The sequence below is a fragment of the Drancourtella massiliensis genome, from assembly GCF_016900655.1.
Taxonomy (GTDB): Bacteria; Bacillota; Clostridia; order Lachnospirales; family Lachnospiraceae; genus Sellimonas; species Sellimonas catena.
Map to the genome: position 1 here is coordinate 143,482 of NZ_JACJKH010000002.1, position 24,309 is coordinate 167,790.

At 47.0% G+C, this 24,309-nt stretch carries 23 protein-coding genes and 1 tRNA gene; 22 read left to right on the forward strand and 2 right to left on the reverse strand.

Annotation, left to right across the window (positions count from 1 at the left end; genetic code table 11):
- The first annotated feature begins 40 nt into the window (after positions 1 to 40).
- From H6A32_RS01725 to H6A32_RS01780, 12 genes are all read left to right on the forward strand, one after another.
- Positions 41 to 1,018, forward strand: coding sequence for a PfkB family carbohydrate kinase (locus H6A32_RS01725; RefSeq protein ID WP_087168194.1), 978 nt, complete (start codon positions 41 to 43; stop codon positions 1,016 to 1,018).
- Positions 1,012 to 1,518: a YqeG family HAD IIIA-type phosphatase gene (locus tag H6A32_RS01730; protein ID WP_087168193.1), complete on the forward strand. Its 507-nt coding sequence runs from the start codon at positions 1,012 to 1,014 to the stop codon at positions 1,516 to 1,518. The genes H6A32_RS01725 and H6A32_RS01730 overlap by 7 nt, the downstream gene beginning before the upstream one ends.
- 83 nt (positions 1,519 to 1,601) lie before the next feature.
- Positions 1,602 to 1,955, forward strand: coding sequence for a hypothetical protein (locus H6A32_RS01735; protein WP_087168192.1), 354 nt, complete (start codon positions 1,602 to 1,604; stop codon positions 1,953 to 1,955).
- A 17-nt stretch (positions 1,956 to 1,972) separates the two neighbouring features.
- The gene (gene aroD / locus H6A32_RS01740) at positions 1,973 to 2,725 is read left to right on the forward strand and encodes a type I 3-dehydroquinate dehydratase (protein ID WP_204863597.1); all 753 of its coding nucleotides are present in this window, start codon (positions 1,973 to 1,975) and stop codon (positions 2,723 to 2,725) included.
- A 147-nt stretch (positions 2,726 to 2,872) separates the two neighbouring features.
- Entirely contained in the window at positions 2,873 to 3,430 is a 558-nt protein-coding gene (gene efp, locus H6A32_RS01745) for an elongation factor P (RefSeq protein ID WP_087168190.1), read from the forward strand.
- Positions 3,431 to 3,639: 209 nt separating this feature from the next.
- The gene (locus tag H6A32_RS01750; protein ID WP_087168189.1) at positions 3,640 to 4,527 is read left to right on the forward strand and encodes a DUF5688 family protein; all 888 of its coding nucleotides are present in this window, start codon (positions 3,640 to 3,642) and stop codon (positions 4,525 to 4,527) included.
- A gap of 80 nt (positions 4,528 to 4,607) precedes the next feature.
- Positions 4,608 to 5,354: an FAD binding domain-containing protein gene (locus H6A32_RS01755; RefSeq protein WP_330616746.1), complete on the forward strand. Its 747-nt coding sequence runs from the start codon at positions 4,608 to 4,610 to the stop codon at positions 5,352 to 5,354.
- Positions 5,355 to 5,822, forward strand: coding sequence for a (2Fe-2S)-binding protein (locus H6A32_RS01760; protein WP_087168187.1), 468 nt, complete (start codon positions 5,355 to 5,357; stop codon positions 5,820 to 5,822). It begins immediately after the preceding gene.
- A 4-nt stretch (positions 5,823 to 5,826) separates the two neighbouring features.
- On the forward strand, positions 5,827 to 8,106 hold the full coding sequence (locus H6A32_RS01765; RefSeq protein WP_138372440.1) for a xanthine dehydrogenase family protein molybdopterin-binding subunit: 2,280 nt from the start codon (positions 5,827 to 5,829) through the stop codon (positions 8,104 to 8,106).
- Positions 8,103 to 9,470: a selenium-dependent molybdenum cofactor biosynthesis protein YqeB gene (gene yqeB / locus H6A32_RS16785; RefSeq protein ID WP_204863598.1), complete on the forward strand. Its 1,368-nt coding sequence runs from the start codon at positions 8,103 to 8,105 to the stop codon at positions 9,468 to 9,470. Before H6A32_RS01765 ends, yqeB begins: the two co-directional genes overlap by 4 nt.
- Complete coding sequence (yqeC, locus tag H6A32_RS01775) at positions 9,443 to 10,198, forward strand: selenium cofactor biosynthesis protein YqeC (protein ID WP_204863599.1); 756 nt, start codon at positions 9,443 to 9,445, stop codon at positions 10,196 to 10,198. Before yqeB ends, yqeC begins: the two co-directional genes overlap by 28 nt.
- The gene (locus tag H6A32_RS01780; protein ID WP_204863600.1) at positions 10,152 to 11,216 is read left to right on the forward strand and encodes an XdhC family protein; all 1,065 of its coding nucleotides are present in this window, start codon (positions 10,152 to 10,154) and stop codon (positions 11,214 to 11,216) included. The genes yqeC and H6A32_RS01780 overlap by 47 nt, the downstream gene beginning before the upstream one ends.
- A 62-nt stretch (positions 11,217 to 11,278) precedes the next feature.
- On the opposite strand, the gene H6A32_RS01785 is transcribed toward H6A32_RS01780, so the two are convergent.
- Positions 11,279 to 11,854 (reverse strand): xanthine phosphoribosyltransferase, encoded by a 576-nt coding sequence (locus H6A32_RS01785; protein ID WP_087169687.1) that lies wholly within the window; start codon positions 11,852 to 11,854, stop codon positions 11,279 to 11,281.
- Between the two features lie 167 nt (positions 11,855 to 12,021).
- On the opposite strand from H6A32_RS01785, the gene H6A32_RS01790 reads away from it, so the two are divergent.
- A tRNA-Arg gene (locus tag H6A32_RS01790) sits at positions 12,022 to 12,093 on the forward strand.
- A gap of 52 nt (positions 12,094 to 12,145) precedes the next feature.
- Here H6A32_RS01790 and H6A32_RS01795 read toward each other — a convergent pair.
- Entirely contained in the window at positions 12,146 to 13,048 is a 903-nt protein-coding gene (locus H6A32_RS01795; RefSeq protein ID WP_087169686.1) for a deoxyribonuclease IV, read from the reverse strand.
- A gap of 166 nt (positions 13,049 to 13,214) precedes the next feature.
- Between H6A32_RS01795 and argS the strand changes: the two genes are divergently transcribed.
- From argS to H6A32_RS01840, 9 genes are all read left to right on the forward strand, one after another.
- Positions 13,215 to 14,981, forward strand: a complete 1,767-nt coding sequence (gene argS / locus H6A32_RS01800; RefSeq protein WP_204863601.1) for an arginine--tRNA ligase — start codon at positions 13,215 to 13,217, stop codon at positions 14,979 to 14,981.
- Between the two features lie 4 nt (positions 14,982 to 14,985).
- Complete coding sequence (locus tag H6A32_RS01805; protein WP_204863602.1) at positions 14,986 to 16,152, forward strand: alanyl-tRNA editing protein; 1,167 nt, start codon at positions 14,986 to 14,988, stop codon at positions 16,150 to 16,152.
- Positions 16,142 to 17,035, forward strand: a complete 894-nt coding sequence (locus tag H6A32_RS01810; protein WP_191426879.1) for a CPBP family intramembrane glutamic endopeptidase — start codon at positions 16,142 to 16,144, stop codon at positions 17,033 to 17,035. Before H6A32_RS01805 ends, H6A32_RS01810 begins: the two co-directional genes overlap by 11 nt.
- A 187-nt stretch (positions 17,036 to 17,222) precedes the next feature.
- On the forward strand, positions 17,223 to 18,479 hold the full coding sequence (locus H6A32_RS01815) for an NlpC/P60 family protein (protein ID WP_087169682.1): 1,257 nt from the start codon (positions 17,223 to 17,225) through the stop codon (positions 18,477 to 18,479).
- A 180-nt stretch (positions 18,480 to 18,659) separates the two neighbouring features.
- Positions 18,660 to 19,415 carry a 30S ribosomal protein S2 gene (gene rpsB, locus H6A32_RS01820; protein ID WP_087169689.1) on the forward strand — a complete coding sequence of 252 codons (756 nt, stop codon included), beginning with the start codon at positions 18,660 to 18,662 and terminating at the stop codon, positions 19,413 to 19,415.
- Positions 19,416 to 19,449: 34 nt separating this feature from the next.
- Positions 19,450 to 20,370: a translation elongation factor Ts gene (gene tsf, locus H6A32_RS01825; RefSeq protein ID WP_204863603.1), complete on the forward strand. Its 921-nt coding sequence runs from the start codon at positions 19,450 to 19,452 to the stop codon at positions 20,368 to 20,370.
- 166 nt (positions 20,371 to 20,536) lie between these two features.
- A complete protein-coding gene (locus H6A32_RS01830) occupies positions 20,537 to 21,832 on the forward strand; it encodes a WD40/YVTN/BNR-like repeat-containing protein (protein ID WP_204863604.1) in 1,296 nt (431 codons plus the stop codon).
- Between the two features lie 9 nt (positions 21,833 to 21,841).
- Positions 21,842 to 22,879, forward strand: a complete 1,038-nt coding sequence (locus H6A32_RS01835) for a hypothetical protein (protein ID WP_204863605.1) — start codon at positions 21,842 to 21,844, stop codon at positions 22,877 to 22,879.
- Between the two features lie 4 nt (positions 22,880 to 22,883).
- Positions 22,884 to 24,227: an MATE family efflux transporter gene (locus tag H6A32_RS01840; protein ID WP_138372433.1), complete on the forward strand. Its 1,344-nt coding sequence runs from the start codon at positions 22,884 to 22,886 to the stop codon at positions 24,225 to 24,227.
- Positions 24,228 to 24,309: the final 82 nt, after the last annotated feature.

Consider the following 24,309-nt stretch of genomic DNA (forward strand, 5'->3'; position numbering starts at 1 on the left):
GAAAAGGGAACAAAAGAAGTGGATGGAGGTAGCTTGATTTATGGAAAAAGAATTTGATGTAATCGCGCTGGGTGAACTGTTAATTGATTTTACAATGAACGGAATGAGCAGCCAGGGGAACCAGATGTTTGAGGCATGTCCGGGAGGCGCGCCGTGTAATGTGCTTGCCATGCTGAACAAGCTTGGAAAAAGAACAGCTTTTATCGGAAAAGTAGGAAAGGACCAGTTTGGTTTACGGCTGAAAGAGACACTGGAACAGGCCGGCATCAATACGGAGCATCTGTATATGGATTCCGAAGTGCATACAACGCTGGCGCTGGTTCACACGCTGGAAAATGGAGACAGAGATTTTTCCTTTTACCGGAATCCGGGAGCGGATATGATGCTGACGGAAGATGAAGTGGATACCGAATTTTTGAAGAAAGGAAAAGTGTTCCATTTCGGGACTCTTTCCATGACACACGAAGGAGTACGCAAGGCGACAAAAAAGGCTCTGAAAGCGGCGAAGGAGGCAGGAATGCTGATCTCCTTTGATCCGAATTTAAGACCGCCTCTCTGGGACAGCATGGAAAATGCAAAGGAGCAGATCCGGTACGGTCTTGGATTCTGCGACATTCTGAAAATTTCGGATAATGAGATTCAGTTTATTACCGGTAAAGAAGATTATGATGAGGGCGTGCGTCAGCTGACAGAGGAGTACCACATTCCGCTTGTACTTCTGACCATGGGAGCCGATGGAAGCCGGGCTTATTATCGGGGAATGAGGGTGGAATGCCCGGGATTTTCCTGTGATACGATCGAGACAACCGGAGCAGGAGATACTTTCTGCGGAAGTGCACTGAATTATCTTGTAGATCATGGACTTGAAGAGCTTACCGAAAGTGATCTGAAAGAAATGCTGACATTTGCCAACGCGGCAGCGGCTATTATTACAACGAGAAAAGGGGCGATCCGTTCCATGCCGGAACGCGGGGAAGTGGAAGCGTTGATCCACAGTATGGAGGAGAGAGAATGTTAGAACGTTTTTTCCCGGATGAATATATGGCATCTACCTATGTCATTCCTTTTGAAAAACTGTATAAAGAAGGATACAGGGGAATTATTTTTGATATCGATAATACGCTCGTTCCCCACGGGGCGCCTGCGGACGAGAGGTCCAAAAAGCTGTTCCATGAGCTGAAGAGCATGGGATATTCCTGCTGTCTGCTCTCGAACAATCAGGAGCCTCGGGTAAAGATGTTCAACGAAGAGATCGGTGTCCATTATATCTGCAACGCCCATAAGCCGGCGGTGAAAAACTACCGGAAAGCCATGAGTCTGATGGGAACAAACCGTGAGACCACACTGTTTGTAGGAGACCAGCTGTTTACAGATGTATGGGGAGCGAAAAGGACTGGAATCCGAAATATTCTCGTGCGTCCGATTCATCCAAAGGAAGAAATCCAGATCGTGTTGAAACGTTATCTGGAAAAAATCGTACTTCATTTTTATATAAAAGAAAAGAAGAAACACGTGTAAAATTGACCTGCCCGGGCCAGCTTATCTGAAAACTTTCCCTTCTGAAAAGACTTGACGAAAATTTTTCGGGGGGGGGGAGTATAATGGAAAGAGAATTTACAAAAGAGGGCAGAATGATGAGTATACTGGAGTTTATAAAAAAGCAGTTAAAATACAGGTATGAGATTACAGAGATTCAGTGTCTGGATGAGATTCATGGAGAACCGGAACTGGTAGTCGTACCGTTCGACAGGCATTGCTCCATGGACAAGGTAATCGGAAAGATCCGGAAAAGCGGAGGGCATTACAGTTCGGTTATCCTTTTGGAAGAGGACCAGAAACAGATGGACCTTGTTGTCGGAAATTTCCAGAAGAACGGACTGGATCTGATTTACATACGGGAAGATACATGCGGTACGCAGTCTTTTACAAGGCTGGATTTTGAAAGACTCTGGTAAAAGAAATGGAGAATGCGATGAAAACGGTCACAATCAGAAATCTTGTAATTGGCGGGGGAAAGCCGAAAGTATGTGTTCCGATGATGGGTGACGAGGAGGCTGTGCTCCGGACAGCGGAGGGTATAAAGAAAAGCCGTGCAGATCTGGCGGAATGGCGCATCGATACAGATCCGGACTGGAATAATGAAAGCCATATTCTTCAGACAGCGGAAAAACTGCGGAGTGTTCTGGGGGATATGCCGTTGCTTTTTACATTCCGGACAAGGGAAGAGGGAGGTAGTGCGGCGATTTCTGAAGAGCGCTACCGGGAACTGAATAGAACAATGATCCGGTCCGGCCTGATTGACCTGGTGGATGTCGAGTTTTTCAAGACGGAAGAGACTGTAAAGAGCCTGATCCGGGAGGCAGAAGCACATGGAGTCAGGACGGTGCTTTCCAACCACGATTTTGAGAAAACTCCACAGGAAGAAGAAATTGTCCGAAGACTGTGCGCCATGCAGGAAGCAGGTGCTGATCTGGCAAAAATTGCAGTTATGCCGAAGGAAGAGCAGGATGTTATCGAACTGTTGAACGCGACATGGACTATGAAAAAATTCCATCCGGATACTCCGGTGATTACAATGTCCATGGGGCAAAGAGGAATGATCAGCCGGCTCTGCGGGGAGCTTTACGGTTCGGCTGTGACATTTGCAGCCTATGAAAAAGCATCCGCGCCGGGGCAGATGCAGGTGGAAGAGGTACGTGAAATTATTGAAAAACTGCATGTCTGATACGGGAAAACGAGAGAAATTTGTAAGATGACGGTATTTTTCGTAACTTTCAGTTGAAAAAAGGACAGGAATCATATAAAATAAGACTTAATGAAAGTTTAGAATTAGAAAAGAATACGTTCGTATTCGTTTAAGGAGGATTTAAAGATGATTTCAGCAGGCGAATTTAGAAACGGTTTAACCGTCGAAATTGACGGAAACGTATACCAGATTCTGGAATTCCAGCATGTAAAACCAGGAAAAGGAGCAGCGTTTGTCAGAACCAAATTAAAAAATGTTATAAGTGGTGGTGTGGTTGAAAAGACTTTCAGACCAACTGAAAAATTCCCGAAAGCTCACATTGAGAGAAAAACCATGCAGTATCTGTACTCAGATGGTGATCTCTACCACTTCATGGACGGCGAGACTTATGACCAGATCGCACTGAATGAGGAGACCATCGGAGATGCTCTGAAATTTGTAAAAGAGAATGAAGAAGTGAAGATCTGCTCCTATCAGGGAGAAGTATTCGCGGTAGAACCGCCGTTATTTGCAGAACTTGCAGTAACAGAAACTGAGCCGGGTGTAAAAGGTGACACTGCAACAGGTGCTACAAAGCCGGCTACAGTAGAGACAGGAGCTACCGTTATGGTACCGCTGTTCGTAAACGAAGGCGATGTGCTTAAGATCGATACACGTACAGGGGAATATTTATCACGTGTATAGGAAAAGTTTACAGATAATCAAGAGTTCCGCATTGTGCGGGACTCTTTTTCTTGAATTAACAGGAAACCTCAGTGTAAAAAACAGTTGCATTCTGCATTTTAAGCACGTATAATAGATTCAATACCAAATAAACACTCAATTCATAAACTCATTTTTATCAGATCAGAATCAGATCAATTCAGACTTCAGCGGGCCCGAAAGGAGCTTAGATGGAGTATCAGTTATTTTTATCAAATGTAAAAGAAAGACTAATAGAGGAGCTGCCGGCGGATGTCCATGTAGAAGATTACCGGACAACGAAGAATAACGGCGAAGTGCGTCAGGGTTTTTTATTCCGGAAATGTGAAGAGGGGATCTCGCCTATTGTCTATATGGAAGATTACTATGAACGGTATCTCAGAGGCATGGAAATGAAAGGAGTAACGGAAGGTCTTCTGGAGTGGTACAGTCAGAGCCAGAAGGTCCCGGAACCATTGATGGAAGCGGAGTATCTGGACAACTATGAGCGGATGAAGGACAAGATTGTATACAGGCTGATTAACGGGGAGAGAAACAGGCAACTGCTAAAAGAGGTTCCGCATCTTTCCTATCTGGACCTGGATATTGTGTTCTGCGTATTGTTTTCGGTAGAAAAGTACAGTGCCATTTCCATGATGATTACAAATGAACATCTGAAAATGTGGGGGATCACCCGGGAAGAGATCAGGCAGGCGGCCGGACAAAATACGCCCCGCCTTCTCCCGGCAGAGCTTCAGGATATTCAGAATGTAGTCATGGAACTGATTCCGGACTGCCGTGGAGAAAGCTGCTTTGCCGGCTATATGTATGTCCTTACCAATATGCAGAGAAGCCATGGTGCGGCCGCAATTCTGTACCCGGGGCTTCTGGAAATGATCGGGGAGGAGTGGAAGGAAAATTTTTATATTCTTCCAAGCAGTATTCATGAAGTTCTTCTTGTGCCGGAGAGTAAAAGTCCGGGTATCTGTGAATTAAAAGATGCGGTCTACAGCATCAACCGTTCCGAGGTTTCGGGGGAAGAATACCTTTCGGACACAGTATATTATTATAATTACAGGAAAAAGCGGCTTTGCATGTAGATATTAAAGAAAGGTTATGCTAAAATAAAAAGAACTATGGATAATTTCAGAGAAACGGGAGGAGAGACATTTTGATAACAGTGAAAAACTATGTAAAGCCCGGCACACTCGAGGAGGCATATGAGTTGAATCAGAAACGGGCCAACCGGATCATTGGAGGGATGATGTGGATCCGAATGGGCAGAGGAAATGTTAATACAGTCATTGATCTGTCCGGGCTTGGGCTTGATCAGATCACAGAGACCGAAACAGAATTTCGCATCGGCTGTATGAGTACTCTTCGTCAGCTCGAGACACACAGTGGGCTGAAAGAGACATTTGGAGACTTTTTTAAAGAGTGTACCAGACATATTGTCGGAGTGCAGTTTAGGAACGGGGCGACAGTAGGGGGAAGCATTTTCGGAAGATATGGATTTTCAGATATTCTGACGGCATTTCTTGTACTGGATACGAAAGTAAAGCTTTATAAAAAAGGAATCGTTCCTCTTTCTGAATTTATCAGAATGGATCGTGACAGAGATATTCTGGAAGAACTGATTGTGGCCAAGGACGGCAGAAAGGCAGTTTATCTCTCGGAGAGAAGAAGTCAGACTGATTTCCCGGTGCTGACCTGTGCGGCATCTGAAAAAGACGGAACAGTTCTACTTTCCATCGGCGCAAGACCAATGAAGGCGGATGTGACAGAGACTACAATAGACGAGATGGAACAGGCGGCTGATACCTTCACCTATGGAAGCAATATGCGTGGAAGCGGAGAGTACCGGAAGCATCTGGGACGAGTCCTTGCCGGTCGGGCGAAAAAAGCGTTGGAAGAGGGGAATGTGTAGATGGAAGTACAGTTTGAATTAAATGGGAAACCAGTCCATACAGAGATTGAAGCAGGTGCAGTGCTTCTGGATGTATTAAGAGATCTTGGATGCTACAGTGTAAAGTGCGGATGCGAGACAACCAACTGTGGACTGTGCACCGTCTGGGTTGACGGAACACCACGGCTTTCCTGCTCGATTCTGGCAGCAGGAATTTCAGGAAGAAAGATTACGACACTGGAGGGGCTTCAGGAAGAAGCGGCCCGGTTCGGAGCATATCTGGCGGCAGAAGGGGCAGAGCAGTGCGGATACTGTTCTCCTGGATTTATCATGAATGTCCTTGCCATGGAAAGAGAGCTCTGTGTATCCGGACATTGTCCGGACGCGGAAGAAATCCGGGAATATCTGGCCGGAAACCTGTGCCGCTGCACAGGATATGCAGGACAGCTGCGCGCTGTGGAAAAATATCTGAGAGAAAGCAGGGGGTAGATCCATGAAGAAAGTAAATCAGGCGATACCAAAGATCGACGCCAAAGCGCTGGTGACAGGAAAGCCGGTCTATACAGATGATCTGGCACCGAAGGACTGTCTCGTCGTGAAAGTACTGAGAAGTCCGCATGCCCATGCGCTGATTAAGAACATTGACTCTGCCAGAGCGATGAAAGTGCCGGGTATGGTGGCAGTATTTACCTATGAGGACTGCCCGAATGAGCGGTTTACAATGGCTGGACAGACCTATCCGGAGCCAAGTCCGTATGACCGTCTGATCCTCGATCAGAGAGTCCGTTTCGTAGGGGACGCGGTGGCGATCGTTGCGGGAGAGACAAAAGAAGCAGTAGACAGAGCCATGAAGATGATCAAGGTGGAGTATGAAGTACTGACTCCGCTTCTGGACTTCAGAAAGGCAAAAGATAATGATATCCTGGTACATCCGGAGGAAAACTGGAGAAGTCTCTGCAATGTCGGAGCAGACAATCAGAGAAATCTGTGCGCCAGCGGTAAGGATGAAGCCGGGGATGTAGATCAGGTCCTTTCAGAATGTAAGTATGTGGTAGAGCAGACCTACCATACCCAGGCAAACCAGCAGGCGATGATGGAAACATTCCGCACTTACTGCTACATGGATGTCTATGGAAGGCTGAATGTGGTGTCATCCACCCAGGTTACCTTCCATGCAAGAAGAATTCTTTCCAATGCCCTTGGAATACCGAAATCAAAGATCCGTGTGATCAAACCGAGAATCGGAGGCGGTTTTGGAGCAAAACAGACCGTTGTGTCCGAAGTATATCCGGCATTTGTTACATGGAAGACAGGACGTCCGTCAAAGATCATTTACACAAGAGAAGAATCACAGATCGCATCATCCCCACGTCATGAGATGGAAGTGCATGTGCGGGTAGGAGCCGATGAGGCCGGAATTATCCGGGCGATTGACGTCTATACCCTATCCAATACGGGAGCATTCGGAGAGCACGGGCCGACAACGGTTGGACTTTCCGGACACAAATCCATTCCTCTTTATGGAAAAACAGATGCGTTCCGGTTCCGGTATGATGTCGTTTATACGAATGTCATGTCAGCGGGCGCATACCGTGGATATGGAGCCACACAGGGAATTTTTGCGGTAGAATCCGCGGTCAACGAGCTGGCGGAACAGATGCATATGGATCCGGTGAAACTCCGTGAGCTCAATATGGTAAAAGAAGGACAGGTTATGCCTGCGTACTATGGCGAGACTGCACAGAGCTGTGCGTTGGACCGCTGTATGGCAAGAGCAAAAGAGATGATCGGCTGGGACGAAAAATATCCGGCAAGAGATATGGGTAATGGAAAGGTGAGAGGAGTCGGCGTTGCCATGGCAATGCAGGGATCCGGAATTTCCAACGTGGATACCGCTTCCGTTGCAATGAAAGTCAATGACGACGGATTCTACAGCCTGATGGTCGGAGCTTCTGACATGGGAACAGGATGTGATACCATTCTGGCACAGATGGCGGCCGACTGTATGGACTGTGAGATGGAAGATATTATTGTATCCGGCGTGGATACGGATTCTTCTCCGTACGATACCGGATCTTACGCGTCCAGTACGACTTATGTGACCGGAATGGCAGTGATCAAGACCTGTGAGAAACTCAAAGAGAAGATCTGCCTGAAAGGAGCCGAATATCTGGGCTGCGAAAAGGAAGAGGTAGAGTTTGACGGTAAGCGTGTATGGTGTCCGAAGGACGGAAAAGAGATCACCTTAAAAGAAATCGGAAACCGTATCATGTGCGCAAACGAAGAAGCGCTGATGGCTTCAGAGGCTCATTACTCACCAACGTCTCCACCGCCGTTCATGGTTGGTATGGCAGAAGTGGAAGTGGATCTGGAAACTGGAAAAGTGACACCGATTGATTACGTTGCCGTAGTAGACTGTGGTACTGTTGTCAATCCGAGTCTTGCAAGGGTACAGACAGAAGGCGGACTGGTACAGGGAATCGGAATGGCCCTTTATGAGGATGTTGTATATAATCCAAAAGGACAGAATTTCAGCAATTCCTTTATGCAGTACAAGATTCCGACGAGACAGGATACCGGAGAAATCCGCGTGGAATTTGAAAGCAGCTATGAGCCGACCGGACCGTTTGGAGCAAAATCCATCGGAGAGATTGTAATCAACACTCCTTCTCCGGCACTGGCAGCCGCAGTTGCCAATGCAACAGGCGTTCATATCCGGGAGCTTCCGATTACGGCGGAGAAAGTATATATGGGAATGAAACATTCATCATGATGAAAATACACTTTGCGCTTCTTGCGGCAGGAAGAAGCCTTCGTTACGGAAAAGAAGATAAACTGATGGAGCAGATCGGAGGAAGAGAAATTCTCTTCCTCCTGCTTGATAAGACGAGAAAGATTCACGCTTCCTGGAAAGGAAGTACAGTTCTTGTTGTTTCAGGTGAAAAAGAAAAGAGACTCGATATTCCGGAAATCTGTGTAGTCAACAAACATCCGGAGAGGGGGATTTCTTCTTCCATCGCCCTTGCCCTGGAAACGATCCGGCATCAGCCTGAGTGGCAGAGCGGCGACGCGGTATGCTTTTGCGTCTGTGACCAGCCGTTTCTAAAGAGAGAAACACTGGAAGCGATGCTGGAAGGTTTTCAAAGAAGCCGGAAGGGAATCGGCTGTATCGACTGGAATGGCCCGAAAAATCCCTGCGTGTTTCAGGAACGGTATTTTCCGGAACTTTTGAACCTTTCCGGTGATGAAGGCGGGAAGAAAGTTTTGAAACGACATCTGGACGATCTGTACCGTCTGGAGGCAAAAAAAGAGGAAGTCTGGGATATGGATGAGAAGAAGACCGTAGTTGTGCGGGGCGGAGGGGATCTGGCGACAGGAACTGCTTATCTGCTTGCCCAAAAAGGATACCGGGTGCTCGTACTGGAAACCGGATGTCCCGCATGTATCAGACGGCAGGTTGCCTTCTGTGAAGCGGTGTATGAAGGAAGCTGCACCGTGGAAGGAATGACGGCAAGGAAAGTGCTGTCCCGGGAGGAGACAGAAGAGGCCTGGGAATGCGGGGAAGTTCCGGTTTTGATTGACCCGGAATGCAGCTGCCTGTCCTGGCTCCATCCGATTGCTCTGGTGGACGGGATTCTTGCGAAAAAGAATCTGGGGACCACCATCGATATGGCACCGCTGACGATCGGACTTGGGCCGGGATTTACAGCGGGAGTGGATACGGACCTGGTCATTGAAACCATGAGAGGAGAGACTCTTGGGAAAATCTACCGAAGCGGAACAGCCATTCCAAATACCGGAGTGCCAGGTATGATTGCGGGATATGCCAAAGAGCGGGTGATCCATGCACCTTGCAGCGGTGCGATTCGGTATCTGAAACAGGTGGGCGATCTCGTTGAAGAGGGAGAAGTTCTGGCAGTGATCGGGGAAATGGATGTCCGTGCGACGCTCACCGGATACCTGCGCGGTGCAATCAAGGAAGGATACCCGGTCACAAAAGGGTTAAAAATCATGGATATCGATCCAAGAACAGACAGCAATGAGAGATGCTTTGTGATTTCGGATAAAGCACTTGCCATCGGGGGAAGTGTCTGCCGTGCGCTGGAAGAATGGGAGAAAACATGCTTGGAGAATTAGGTCTGGAAAACAAAAGATGCATCGCATTTACGGGTGCCGGCGGAAAGACGACGGCCGTCTATACCTGTGTGCGGGAAATGCGGGAAGAAGGTCTGCCGGCAGCGGCTGTGACAACAACAAAGATGTGGAAGCCGCAGGAAGGATTTCTTCTGTGGCGTGATGACCTCTCCACAGAGGAAGTCAAAGAATGGATTAGATTACACGGGATGAGGCCGGTGACCATCGGCCGGGAACTTCCGGATGGAAAGATCGGATCCATACCCTTAAATGCCCTAAAGACTCTGGTGGATCAGGGAGTCCGTCTGTGTGTGGAAGCAGACGGGGCAAAGGGCAAATGGATCAAAATTCCAAATGACCGGGAGCCTGTGGTGCCGGACTTTTCTGATGCGGTGATAGGGATTCTTAATCAGAAAGCGCTGGGAAAGTCCTTTCTGGAAGTGGCACACCGGTCGGAAATCTGTGCGGAAAGGCTTGGAAAAAGACCGGAGGATCTGGTAGAGATGAAGGACCTTTGCAGACTATGGCTTGACAAAGATGGAATTTTCCAGAATTGCAGACAGATAAAAAGGGCGGTCCTAAGCGGGGTGGAACCGGGGATGGGAGAAGCCCTCTTCAAAGAATACCGTGAGGTTTTTCGATGGATGAGACAACAGGAGATGCCTGTTTATATATGGGAGCGAAATGATGACAGACAGAGAGTTTTTAGAACGGATCAAGAGCCTTTATGAGAAAGACGGAGGGATGATCCTCCATCTGGCAGAGAAAGGTGGAAAAGTCCGGACATGGATTTTGAAGAACCAGGAAGAACTGAAGAAAGAAAAGACGGAACTGATTCCGGAGAAATGGAAGGAGCGGATCCGGAAATTGTATCAAAAGGCGTCCCTCTCGGGGACTGCCATGGATTGGGATGAAGACGGCGGATTTTTGTTTCTGGAGAATGCAGAAAAAGAAGACCGGATTGTAATCTGCGGAGCAGGGTACGTCGGACATGCACTGGCGAAGCTTTCTGTCTTTGCCGGAATCCGGACTATTGTTCTGGAGGATCGGGAATATTTCGCGGAGCTTGCCAAAAAGAGCGGTGCCCATGAGGTGATCTGCCTTCCATTTGATGAAGCGGTGCGAAGTCTGAACGATGAAAAAAATACCGCCTATGTTGTCATGACAAGAGGGCATGCCTATGATCAGAAATGTCTGATGGAGATTGCCAAAAAAGAATCCTACTATACCGGGATGATGGGAAGCAGAACGAGGGCCGCCATGATGCGGGAAGAACTGGAAAAAGCCGGAATTGACCGGGAATGGACTAAGAGGCTGCATGCACCGATCGGTCTGAAAATCGGCGCGCAGACGCCGGAAGAGATTGCGGTGTCTGTCATGGCAGAGATTCTTCAGGAGAGGAGCAAGGCCGGATGCTCCATGAAAACCGGTTACGAAGTATTTCGTCATGCCCTCGAGAACATGCAGGAGGGAGAACGCTTTGTACTTTCCACGATTCTGGAAAGAAGAGGTTCCGCCCCAAGAAAAGAAGGAACGCATTTTATTGTGTCGGAATCCGGGAACTGTTTTGGAACCATCGGCGGAGGAAAGCTGGAGGCAGATATCGTCCGTGCATCGCAGGAAATGATGAAACAGGGAGAGGACTGGAGAATCGAAGAGTCTGACCTGAATAACCGGGATGCGGCCGATGAAGGGCTCGTATGCGGAGGACATGTGAAAGTCCTGATGGAAACGGGAAAAAACAGATAGAAAGAAAAAACGAGGACTGTGCCGGGATGGCACAGTCCTCGCTGGTTTCTGCTTTGCCTTATCTAATCTTCTTTAAATGTGAGAGAAGTGTCGGTCATGGATGAAATGATCGCAAGAGATTCCAGATGGATACCAAGATCACGGATCTTGTCGCCGCCCTGCTGGAAGCCTTTCTCAATAACGATTCCGGCACCTTCAATGGTAGCCTGCGCATCCTTGACGATGGAGATCAGCCCGAGAAGGGCGCATCCGTTTGCCAGAAAATCGTCGATGATCAGAACATGATCGTCCGGTCCGAGGAACTTCTTGGAGAGAATCACATCGTAAGTCCGTTTGTGTGTGAAAGACTCTACCTTGGAATGGTAAACTTCTCCGTCGATATTGATGCTCTGTGCCTTTTTCGCAAAAACAACCGGAACATGGAAATACTGTGCCGCGATACAGGCGATCCCGATTCCGGAAGCTTCGATTGTCAATATTTTTGTAATCTTTTCAGAAGGGAACCGTCTGCGGAATTCCTTTCCGATTTCATTTATTAAGTCAATGTCCATCTGATGATTCAGGAAGCTGTCGACCTTCAGGACATTTCCCGGCTTGACAACCCCGTCTTTTAATATACGTTCTTTAAGAAGCTGCATGATAATTCCTTCCTTACAAGATTTTTTATTTAACATATATCATACTGAATGGAAAGAAAAATTTCAATGAAAAACTGAAAAATATCCGGAAATTCGTCGAATTTTTTCTCTTTACAATCTGCAAAAGATGTGGTATTATAATCAATGCGTTCACATGACGCAGAAATACACCTATAGCTCAGGGGATAGAGCACCGCCCTCCGGAGGCGGGTGCGGCGGTTCGAATCCGCCTAGGTGTGTAAAAACCTGTCGGATTTTCCGACAGGTTTTTTTGTTGTTGTCCGGGAAATGTTACGCAGGTTCTTCAGAAAACTTGCGGTTTCGGAGCATCTCAATTTCGCGGCGGTAAGGCGGGAGCGTTTTCTTTGGATTTTCGACGGAAGGGATATAAGGTGTTTCCAGAATCTTTGGTACTTCCATGAAATCCGGATGGTGTACGATGGAAGCAAGAGCCTCAAATCCGATTTCGCCCTGACCGATATTGGCATGGCGGTCTTTTTGTGCACCCCGCGGATTTTTGCTGTCATTGATATGGAAGACCGCAATCTGGTCTTTTCCGAGAATCCGGTCAAAGGTTTCGATGACACCGTCAAAATCATTCCGGATGTCATATCCGCTGTCATGTGTGTGGCAGGTGTCAAAGCAGACACGAAGCTTTTCATTATAGGTGACGCCGCTATAAATCCGGGCCAGCTCTTCAAAGGAGCGGCCAAGCTCTGAGCCTTTGCCTGCCATCGTTTCCAGCGCGATCTGACAAGGGGTATCTTTTGTCAGTACTTCATTAAGCCCTTTGATGACCTGAGCAATCCCGGCATCTACACCGGCGCCGACATGGGCACCCGGATGAAGAATGAGCGTGCGGCTTTGGCATGCTGCTGTACGTTCGATTTCCAGAGCGAGAAACTCGACCGCAAGCTGAAAGGTCTCCGGTTTCACAGAATTCCCAAGATTGATAATATAAGGTGCGTGAACGACAATATCAGAAATGTGATGGGAGTTCATAAAATCCCACGCTTCCGGGATACGAAGCTCGCTGATGTCTTTCCGTCTTGTATTCTGAGGCGCGCCGGTATAAAACATAAAGGTATCAGCCTGATAGGAGGCCGCTTCTTTGGCTGAACCAAGCAGCATATCTTTTCCGCTCATCCCGACATGGGAGCCGAGAAGCGGAGTTTGTCTTTTTTCTTTTGTCATAGTGATTTCCTCTCAAAACAATAATGATTTCTGTTATTATATACTAAAAGAGAAAAAAGCGCAAGAGCTCAAAAATATGGTTGTTGGAGATTCTTTCCTATGTTAGAATATAAGGAACGTAATTTTATATAAAAATCAGAGAAATAAAGAAAGAAGGACGAATGAGATGAAAAAACTGGTAGATTTTCTGGAAGAGGAAATGAAAGCAGCATTTGAAAAAGCAGGATATGACGGAAGCTTTGCGAAAGTGACCTTGTCCAATCGTCCGGATTTATGTGAATATCAGTGCAATGGAGCGATGGCAGCGGCTAAGACCTACCACAAAGCTCCGATTATGATTGCAGGGGACGTACTGACTCACCTTCAAGAGAGTGAAGCACTGGAGGATGTACAGGCAGTAAATCCGGGATTTATCAATATGAAAGTAAAAAAAGAGTTTCTTTCTTCTTATGCAGAAGAGATGAGAAAGTCCGGGCAGCTTGGCGTAGAGCATGCAGCTCAGAAGAAACGCATCATTATGGATTTCGGAGGCGCAAACGTGGCAAAGCCGCTTCATGTGGGACATCTTCGTTCAGCAGTAATTGGGGAAAGTTTAAAACGGATTCTGCGGTTTAAGGGACATGAGGTTATCGGAGATGTTCATCTTGGAGACTGGGGATACCAGATGGGACTTGTCATTACAGAGCTTCAGAAACGGAATCCGGATCTTCCGTATTTTGACGAACAGTTCACCGGCGAATATCCGGAAGAGGCACCGTTTACAATCAATGACCTGGAAGAAATCTATCCATATGCAAGTGCCTATGCAAAGGAGCACGAGGAGTATAAAGAAGAAGCGCTGAAAGCGACATTTGAGCTTCAGAACGGAAGAAGAGGATACCGTGCACTCTGGAAGCACATCATGAACGTATCGATTGCCGATCTGAAAAAGAATTATGAAAACCTGAATGTAACATTTGACCTCTGGAAAGGAGAGGCAGATGCACAGCCGTATATTCCGGATATGGTGGAAATGCTCAAAGAAAAAGGATTCGCCCATCTGGATCAGGGTGCTCTCGTGGTAGATGTCAAGGAAGAAACAGATACGAAGGAAATTCCGCCGTGCATGATTCTGAAGTCAGACGGAGCAGCCCTCTATGATACGACAGATCTTGCCACACTTGTGGAAAGAGAAGAACTCTATCAGCCGGATGAAGTAATCTATGTGGTAGACAAGCGTCAGGAACTTCACTTTGTACAGGTGTTCCGCTGCGCAAAGAAAACGGGAATTGTTCCGGAGGATACCAAGCTGACTTTCATCGGTTTTGGAACAATGAATGGAAAAGACGGAAAGCCGTTTAAGACAAGAGCAGGCGGTGTCATGCGTCTTTCCGATCTGATTCGTGAAATCAACGAAGAGATGTCCCAGAAGATTGCGGAAAACCGGACAGTTGCTCCGGAGGAGGCTGAAAAGACAGCTCAGATGGTCGGACTTGCAGCATTAAAATACGGAGACCTTTCCAACCAGGCATCCAAAGACTATGTCTTTGATCTGGACAAATTTTCTTCTTTTGAAGGAAATACAGGACCGTACATTCTGTACACCATTGTCCGGATCAAATCCATCCTGAATAAATACGCCGAAAACGGAGGAAATCTGGATACATGTTCCGTGAAAGCACCGCACTCTGATTCTGAGCGGGCGCTGATGCTGGAAGCAGCGAAATTTACCGCAGTCCTGGATCAGGCATATGAAGAGCTTGCTCCTCATAAGATCTGCGGTTACATTTACGATCTGGCAAACAGCTTCAACCGTTTCTACCATGATAACAGAATCCTTGGCGAAGAGGATGAAGAAAAGAAGCAGGGATATATCGCACTGCTTGATCTGGTAAGGACGATTCTGGAGACCTCCATCGATCTGCTTGGATTTGAAGCGCCGGAAAGGATGTAGGACTATGACAGAACGACTGTATAATCAGGATGTCTATACAAAAACCTTTACTGCAACGGTTCGTTCCTGCCAGGAAGCATCCGGCAGGGATGGATATGAAGTAATTCTGGACCGTACCGCCTTCTTTCCGGAAGGCGGAGGGCAGTATGGAGATATCGGATGGCTTTCCGGGATCCGGGTGACGGATACACAGGAGAAAGACGGGGAAGTCATCCATTATACGGAAGAGCCGCTGGAAGCAGGAAGCACGATCGACGGAGAGATAGACTGGAAGATCCGGTTTTCCAGAATGCAGCAGCATACAGCAGAGCACATTTTGTCCGGGCTGGTACATAAACGGTTCGGATATCAGAATGTAGGATTTCATCTCGGAGATGATCTGTGCACCATGGACTTTAACGGACCGGTCACAAAAGAGCAGATGGAAGAGATTGAACAGGAGGCCAACCGGGCTGTTTACCAGAATATCCCGGTTCAGATTCTCTATCCGTCCGAAGAAGAACTGGAAGGAATGGAGTACCGAAGCAAGATTGAAATCGACGGTCAGGTGCGCATTGTCTGGATCCCGGGGTATGACCGGTGTGCCTGCTGCGCTACCCATGTCGGCTCTACCGGAGAAATCGGACAGATCAAAGTGATCGCCATGATGAATTATAAGGGTGGAGTCCGCGTGACAATGGTAAGCGGGGACAGAGCTCTGGCAGATCATGAAAAACGCGAAAAAGATATGAAAGAGATTTCGGCGATGCTTTCTGCAAAAGAAGATGAACTTCCGGAGGCAGTCAGGAGACTGAAGGATGAAAATGAAAACCAGAAGCATCAGATCATTGAACTGCAGAGAAAAATGACTGCCCTGAAGGCACAGCAGGTTCCGGAAGGAACATACAGCCAGTGCCTGTTTGAGACGGATCTGGATCAGACCAGCATCCGGGAACTGATGAATCACGTTCTGGAACGAAGTGTTGCTGTGTGCGCTGTTTTCCTGAAACGGGGCGAGCAGTACCAGTATGTAATCGGAAGCCAGAAAAGGGATATCCGTGATCTGGGCAAAAAGCTGAACGAGAGATTTCATGGACGGGGCGGCGGAAAGCCGGGCATGATCCAGGGCTCTCTTACAGGTGACGAAGAGGAAATCAAAACATATTTTGAGGAGATAATCAATGTTCAATAATCAGCCAAACAGACAGCCGGGAAATCCGTTTGCGAGAATCATTATTCCGATTTTGATTTACTGGGCGATCAATTTCCTTGTGGATATTGTTGTTGTCGCGGCTTATCTGGCTGCGCGTGCACAGGATCTGCTACATGCCTATGAAAGCCAGACTGCGTTTCAGACATTTATGGAAGAAACACTGACATTTGCGCTGAGCCATTCGACGGAAATTACGTCGGCGGCGGCAGTGCTGGCGCTTCCAATTTATATCTACATGATGAGAAAGGATGAGAAATACCGAAGGTTGTTTACGGTACCGGATCCGGATTCCGGCAAAACACCGGCATGGACCTATCTGTATGCAGTTCTGCTTGGAGTGACAGCCGGAGTTGCGCTGAACAATATCCTGATTCTGAGCAATATCAGCAGCATCAGCGCTTCTTATCAGACAACGTCAGCAGGACTTTACGCTTCACCGGTGATCATCGAAGTGATTGGACTCGGAGTGATTGTACCGGTTCTTGAAGAGTGCCTGTACAGAGGAGTTATTTTCAGAAGAATCCGGGACATGGTAGATGCCAGAAAAGCCATTTTGTTTTCCGCGCTGATTTTTGCCGTTGTGCATGGAAATATTGTACAGTTTCTGTATGCGTTTGTATTCGGACTGCTTTTGTCATATGCCTATGAGACTTACGAAAGTATCAAAGCACCGGTTTTGCTGCACTGTGCAGCAAATCTTGGCTCAGTGCTTCTGACGGAAACGAATGCGTATGAATGGATATTCCAGACACCGCTGAGGATGGGAATTATTACTGTTGTTTGTGCATTTGCGGCGTCTGTGTTCTTTGTACAGATTCGAAATATGGAGAACACAAAAAAAAGCGGGCATGGCCAGCCATAGATTTCAGGCGTGCGAATTGGACGTATTTCATTGATTTCAGGCTGTATGAAGGAATAGTCATAAAAAATGTTACAAAATTATTAAAAAACATTGCAAAGAATAGAAGAATAAGATATACTAGACCTTGTAGTGAAAAAAGAAGGACCGAAAGAGTTCGGACATGCAGTTTTAGACAGGAGAGAAGAGAATGAACAAATTTGGGAAGAGACTGGTGATAGCATTGATGGCTAGCTCAATGCTTGCAACTCCGGTTTATGCGGCACCGAATACCGATGAAATCAAAGCTGAAAAGGAACAGAAAGAAAAAGAAGTCGAGTCTGTACAGGCACAGCTTCAGACGATGGTTTCCAAGATTTCTGAGACAGAAGAAAAGCTGGTCAGCAAAGGAGAGGAAATCCAGAAGGCGAAAGAAGATCTCGCCGCAGCTGAGGAAAAACAGCAGCAGCAGTATGAGTCGATGAAAGTCCGGATTAAATATATGTATGAACAGGGCGATACGAAAGCTCTGGAAGATCTGTTTACATCAAACAGCATTGCAGACTTTCTGAATCAGGCAGACTATATTGAAACCGTACATAATTACGACAGAGAAAAGCTTCAGGAATATGTAGAAACAACAAAAAAGATTGAAAACCTGAAAAAGACCCTGGAAGAAGATCTTGCAAATCTGGAAGAGATGCAGACATCTTTCGAAAGCCAGAAAGAACAATTAAGTCAGACACTGGCTGAGAAACAGGCAGAAGTAGAAAATCTTGATCAGGAGCTTCAGGCAGCGATTGCGCAGGCAGCAGCAGAAGAAGAGGCAAGAAGAAAGGCGGAAGAGGAAGCCCGGAGAAAGGCGCAGGAGGAAGCGGCTGCAGCAGCGGCGGAAAGCTCTTCCAGTTCCAATACGACTTCCAGCCAGTCAGGTTCATCGGGAAACCAGAACAGCAATACATCCTCTGGCTCATCCTCGGGGAATACGACATCCAGCAGTGGAAGTTCTAACAGCGGAAGTTCCAGCAGTGGAAGTTCTAATAGTGGAACATCTAACAGCGGAAGCAGCACATCCAAACCGAGTACAGGTTCCGGATCCAGTTCCAGCAGTTCAGGCGGATCCAGCACAAGCAATGCAAGTGCTGCAAGTGTGATTGTAAGCGCTGCAAGAAGCTGTCTTGGTACACCGTATGTATGGGGCGGCAACACACCGGGATCAGGACTTGACTGTTCCGGTCTTGTAAAATATTGCCACAGTGTGGCAGGTATCAGCGTAGCGAGAACATCCTCCGCTCTTGGAGCAGGCGGTAAGGCAGTATCCAGCCCGCAGCCGGGAGATGTCGTATGCTATGTTGGACATGTTGGTATCTATATCGGAGGCGGACAGATGATTCACGCACCGCAGCCGGGAGATGTCGTAAAGGTTCAGAGCGTTTACGGAAGCCCATGGTACAGAAGATACTGGTAAAATCAACGTAAAATATAAGAATTCATGAAAAAACGGCTTGCATGGCCGTTTTTTCTATGTTATACTACGAATGTTGCAAAAAAACACGCATGCGGTTACTTTCGGCGGTGCCGGCAAAAGCGCGGTTCCGGAAGGCAGAAACATGCGGAAGTAAAAAACCACAAATATGGAGGAAAAAACATGAGCGTTATTTCAATGAAACAACTTTTGGAAGCCGGTGTTCACTTTGGACATCAGACAAGAAGATGGAACCCTAAGATGGCTGAGTACATCTACACAGAGAGAAACGGAATCTACATCATCGACTTACAGAAATCCGTTGGAAAAGTAGATGAGGCTTATCAGGCAGTATCCGATATCGCAGCAGAAGGCGGCACAATCCTTTTCGTAGGAACAAAGAAACAGGCTCAGGATGCTATCAAAACAGAAGCAGAGCGCTGCGGAATGTTCTATGTAAACGAAAGATGGCTTGGCGGTATGCTGACAAACTTCAAGACAATCCAGAGCAGAATCGAGCGTTTAAAAGAGATCGAAGCAATGGCTGAAGACGGAACATTTGACGTGCTTCCGAAGAAAGAAGTTATCGCATTAAAGAAAGAATGGGAAAAACTTGAGAAAAACCTTGGCGGTATCAAGAACATGAAGAGACTGCCTGACGCTATTTTCGTAGTAGATCCTAAGAAAGAAAGAATCTGTGTTCAGGAAGCACATACACTTGGAATTCCGCTGATCGGTATCGCTGATACAAACTGTGATCCGGAAGAACTGGATTATGTAATCCCGGGAAATGACGATGCAATCAGAGCAGTTAAACTGATCGTTTCCAAGATGGCAGACGCTGTTGTAGAAGCAAATCAGGGAGCAACTGGCGAAGAAGTATTCGAAGGCGAAGATACAGAAGCAGTTGAAGAAGCAGAAGAAACTGTAGAAGAATAATCCATTTCGTACTAAGATTCAGGAGGAAAGCAAAATGGCAGTTACAGCAAGCATGGTAAAAGAATTAAGAGAAATGACAGGCGCAGGAATGATGGACTGTAAAAAAGCTCTTAATGAAACAAACGGCGACATGGACGCAGCCGTTGAATTTTTAAGAAAAAATGGTCAGGCAAAGGCTGAGAAGAAAGCTGGAAGAATCGCAGCAGAAGGTCTTGTTAAAGCAGCTGTAAAAGATGACAAGGTAGCAGCAATCGTAGAAGTAAACTCTGAAACAGACTTCGTTGCAAAGAACGCAGAGTTCCAGGGATTTGTTGATGCTGTAGTAAACCAGGCTCTGAATACAGAAGCAGCTGATATGGACGCATTCATGGCTGAAGCATGGAACGCAGATCCGTCCAAGACAGTTCAGGATGCCCTGACAGAAAAGATCTCTGTGATCGGAGAAAAACTGAACATCAGAAGATTTGAGAAAATCACATCTGAAGGATGCGTTGTTGCATACATTCACGGCGGCGGAAGAATCGGTGTTCTTGTAGAAGCTGATACAAACGTTGTAAACGATGAAATCAAAGCATGCTTAAAGAACGTAGCAATGCAGGTAGCAGCTATGTCTCCGAAGTACGTATCCCGTGATGAAGTTTCTCAGGAATTCATGGATCACGAAAAAGAAATCCTTCTTGCTCAGGCTAAGAAAGAAAATCCGAACAAGCCGGACAACATTATCGAAAAGATGATCATCGGACGTCTCAACAAAGAACTCAAAGAGTTCTGTCTGTTAGATCAGGTATACGTTCAGGACAGTGACCTGACAGTTGGAAAATATGTAGAAAAAGTTGCAAAAGAGAACAACGCAGAAGTTACTGTTAAGAAATTCGTTCGTTTTGAAACAGGCGAAGGAATCGAAAAGAAAGTTGACGACTTTGCAGCAGAAGTAGCAGCTCAGGCTGGTATGTAATTTTTAAAAGTATTAGGGCCCTTGAAGATACCCGTTTTGCGGGATTTTCAAGGGCTTTTTTGTATCGAAGAAAATTGACCGCTTTTATAACACAACAAAAGGTGATATAATGTTTCAAGACAGTGACTTAAAGTGACAGCGACTTAAAGTAAAAAGGAGATGAAGGATGAAACGATTGGCTGCGGGGATTCTCTGCCTTGCAGGAGCGGTGCTCCTTTGTGGAGCCTGGACGCAATTTCGCTGGAATCAGTTTGAGATACCTGAGATTATTGGTTCGGAAATTGCCGGTGTGGGAAAATCCGAGGATGAAGCATGCCGGGAATGGTTTTCGGATTATACAGATGCGCTTCAGGGAATGAATGTGCCGTACGAATACCGGATTTACGATGCCGTTCTGAATCAGGTGGAAGTGCTGGACGGCAATGGTTATGTGCAGCTGGATTACACCATGGTACCGGCCGCTGTGAACAGTGAAATCATTCAGAATCTGGAACTGGTGTATCTGGGCGGTCAGGGAGCGGACCATGCCCTGTCCGGTATTGATTCAAGATATCTTTACCTGGGACAGATGGTAGTAAGACTGGAGGAGGAAAACGGAATCTATAAGATTACGGAAAAAATGCGTCCGGTGGATTATCAGATTCAGTCTCCGGAATTTCAGGAGGAGATCCGGACACCTCAAACCCAGCATTATGCGATGCGGACAGACAGAGAAGAGACCTATTATATTGATGACGGAGTGCTTTATGTTACCTATGACGGCGGAGGGACCTTTGCAGAGGTACCGGATGGCTATGAAAGAGTCTGCCGGGAGACAAACGGCCTGTATGATGAAAACCTGGAGGATGGAAGTTATCTGATATCTCCGGAGTTTACCGCATTTCTCGGATTTGACAGTGAGGGGACTGTTATGATTTACAGTACCGATCAGGGAGCAGTCTGGCAGGAGAGCAGGATCACAGATCTGGGATATAAAGCGGGTACGTACCTGTCAAGAATCGGAGATGGCTGTGTGGCGGTTTTTGCTATGGACCGGTCGCTCGGAACGGATTATTATGGGATCTGGATGACGGACGATATGAAAACATGGAGACAGATTTCCACTGGCGAGAGCATGATGACCAATGTAAGTGCCGCGTTCTGGGTCGATGCTCAGACAGGATATTATGCATCCGGACAGGAGCAGAGTGTATTTTACCGGACTGTCGATCAGGGACAGACCTGGCAGGAAATCACGCTTCCTCAGGCGGATGCGGTTATCGAAAAGATGGGATACAATCCATTTGACCAGGTGGAGCAGTTCTATCTGGAAAACGGTGTTTATTATATGGTCGTTGGGCAGGGGGACGATGGAGATTATACGGATCAGGGAAATCTGATCAAAGCATTGTTCCGGTCCGAGGATGGAGAACAGTTTACATTTGAAAAAGAAATCACAGATTCTTTGCAGGAAGCAGGATAGGAGGACAAGATGACGAAGAAAATTTGGAGATTACTTTGCATTCTTTCGCTGTTTCTTGCGGGAATGCTTTTATTTGAAGGAGGAATCCTGTTTTTTCAGTATGGGGCAAGACGGGAAGGCCTTTACTCCGCTTTTGCAGGAGGATGTGCCGCACTGTTTTTCCTGACTGCATTTGTGAGAAGCTTTGGAGAAGAAGGACAGAAAGAATACAAAACCTGGAAGATGGCTCTTGCGGAAGGGAGTGCTGCACTTGTCTCCACAGGGGCGGCCCTTTATGTATTCCGGTATCAGCCGTTGGGTTTTCAGTTCAGGACTGCCGGAATTGTACTGTGTGCGGCTCTGGTTTTTATCTGGCAGAGCCTGTTCAGCAGAAAAAGCAGACGGTTGCAGGAAGAAAAGATGAAAAAGACACTGATGGGGCTGTTCCCGGAATGCCGCGATCAGACTCAGCTTACAGAAGCCCCCCGGATTGATGAGCAGGTGCAGAAGACTCTTCTGGTAAAAATGCAGATCTGGGAGCTCAGATGGTGTATTGGACTTCTGGCCGTGGGACTGATTGCAGGCCTGGCGGCGAATATTAGAGGGAACTGGCAGATCTGGTTCCTTGGACTGGTCATTGCAGTGGGATTTGCGTGGCTTTGCGGAAGAGACAGTATCCACACGGCAAGAATTCTGTCAGAATTTGTGGAAAGGCAGCAGAGCAGAGAGATGATTATTTTTTTCCTGTGCTACTACAGCAGGGCCAAAAGACGGTGGGAAAGCATGATTCCGACACTGCAGATCTATCTTCCGATTGCACTCTGCCAGAGCTCGGAATACGATAAAGCGCTGGACCTGCTTGCGTGTATGAAGAAACGGCCGGAGGAAGAGGCGTATTATCTTGTATGGGAGGCAGAAGCGCTGAAGGCAAAAGAGGACTGGGGTGCCCTGAAAGAGACGCTTGGAAAACTGAAAGAGGCAATTCCTCATATGCCGAAAGCAAGACGTGCTGAGATGGAAGAGAAGTATCAGTCATACGAAAGAATATGGAAAGAGAAAGGGGAATGATGGTATGAGAGAGAGTGATTCCGCCACACTAATGACTGAGGGATCAATTTGGAAGAAGATTACTTTTTTTGCAGTGCCCATTTTTCTGGGCAATCTGTTTCAACAGATGTATAATACAGCGGATTCGCTGATAGTCGGTAATTTTCTTGGAAGCAATGCGCTGGCTGCGGTCAGCTCGTCAGGAAATCTGATCTATCTGATGATCGGATTTTTCAATGGAATCGCACTTGGAGCAGGAGTTGTGATTGCGCGATATTTTGGGGCAAGAGACCAGGAGAACGTGGAGAAGGCAGTACATACAACGGTAGCTTTCGGAATCGTGGCGAGTATTGTCCTGACGATTGTCGGAGTATTCTTTGCCCCTCAGATTCTTGTCTGGATGCAGACGCCGGCTAATGTCATGCCGGAGTCAACGGAATATTTCCGGGTCTACTTTATGGGATCCGCGGGATTTGTCATGTACAATATGTTCGTAGGAATCCTGCAGGCAGTGGGAGACAGCAAACATCCATTGTATTATCTGATTCTGTCATCCATAATTAATGTAGTTCTGGATATTGTGTTTATTACGGTATTTGATATGGGAGTGGGCGGAGCTGCCTTTGCTACCGATATTTCTCAGGTGGTCAGCGCTGTACTCTGTATGATCCAGTTGATGCGGTCCAAAGCGGAATACCGTCTGAACCTGCGGAAAATCCGGTTTGAATGGGATATCTTTAAACAGGTGATTCAGTTCGGTCTTCCATCCGGATTTCAGAATTCCATCATCGCCATTGCAAATGTTGTAGTACAGTCCAATATCAATTCCTTTGGCGAAATGGCCATGGCAGGATGCGGAGCATACTCCAAAATCGAGGGGTTCGGATTCCTGCCGATCACCAGCTTCACAATGGCACTTACCACATTTGTCAGTCAGAATCTGGGAGCGAAGAATTATGAGCGCACGAAAAAGGGTGCAAGATTCGGTATTGCCTGTGCCATGATTCTGGCGGAGGTCATTGGCATTATTATCTTTATTGCGGCACCGGTCTTTGTCGCGGCGTTTGACCGGACACCGGAGGTGATTGTATTTGGAACCGAGAGGGCACGGACATCTGCGCTGTTCTACTTCCTGCTGGCGTATTCGCACTCTATAGCGGCGGTACTGAGAGGAGCCGGCAAATCCGTTATACCTATGATTGTCATGATGATTTTCTGGTGCGTGATCCGTGTGGCGGTGCTGACAGGCGTGTCGATTTTGATTCCGTCTATTGCGGTAGTTTACTGGATCTATCCGCTGACATGGACTTTGAGTTCTGTCGCATTTTTTATCTACTATAAAAAGGCAAACTGGCTGTATGCCTTTTAAGACAAAGAGAGCTTCGGTATTGAACTGTCCGATACACAGGAGATTCAGACCGGAGCTTTTTTGTGTATTTATGAAGATTATT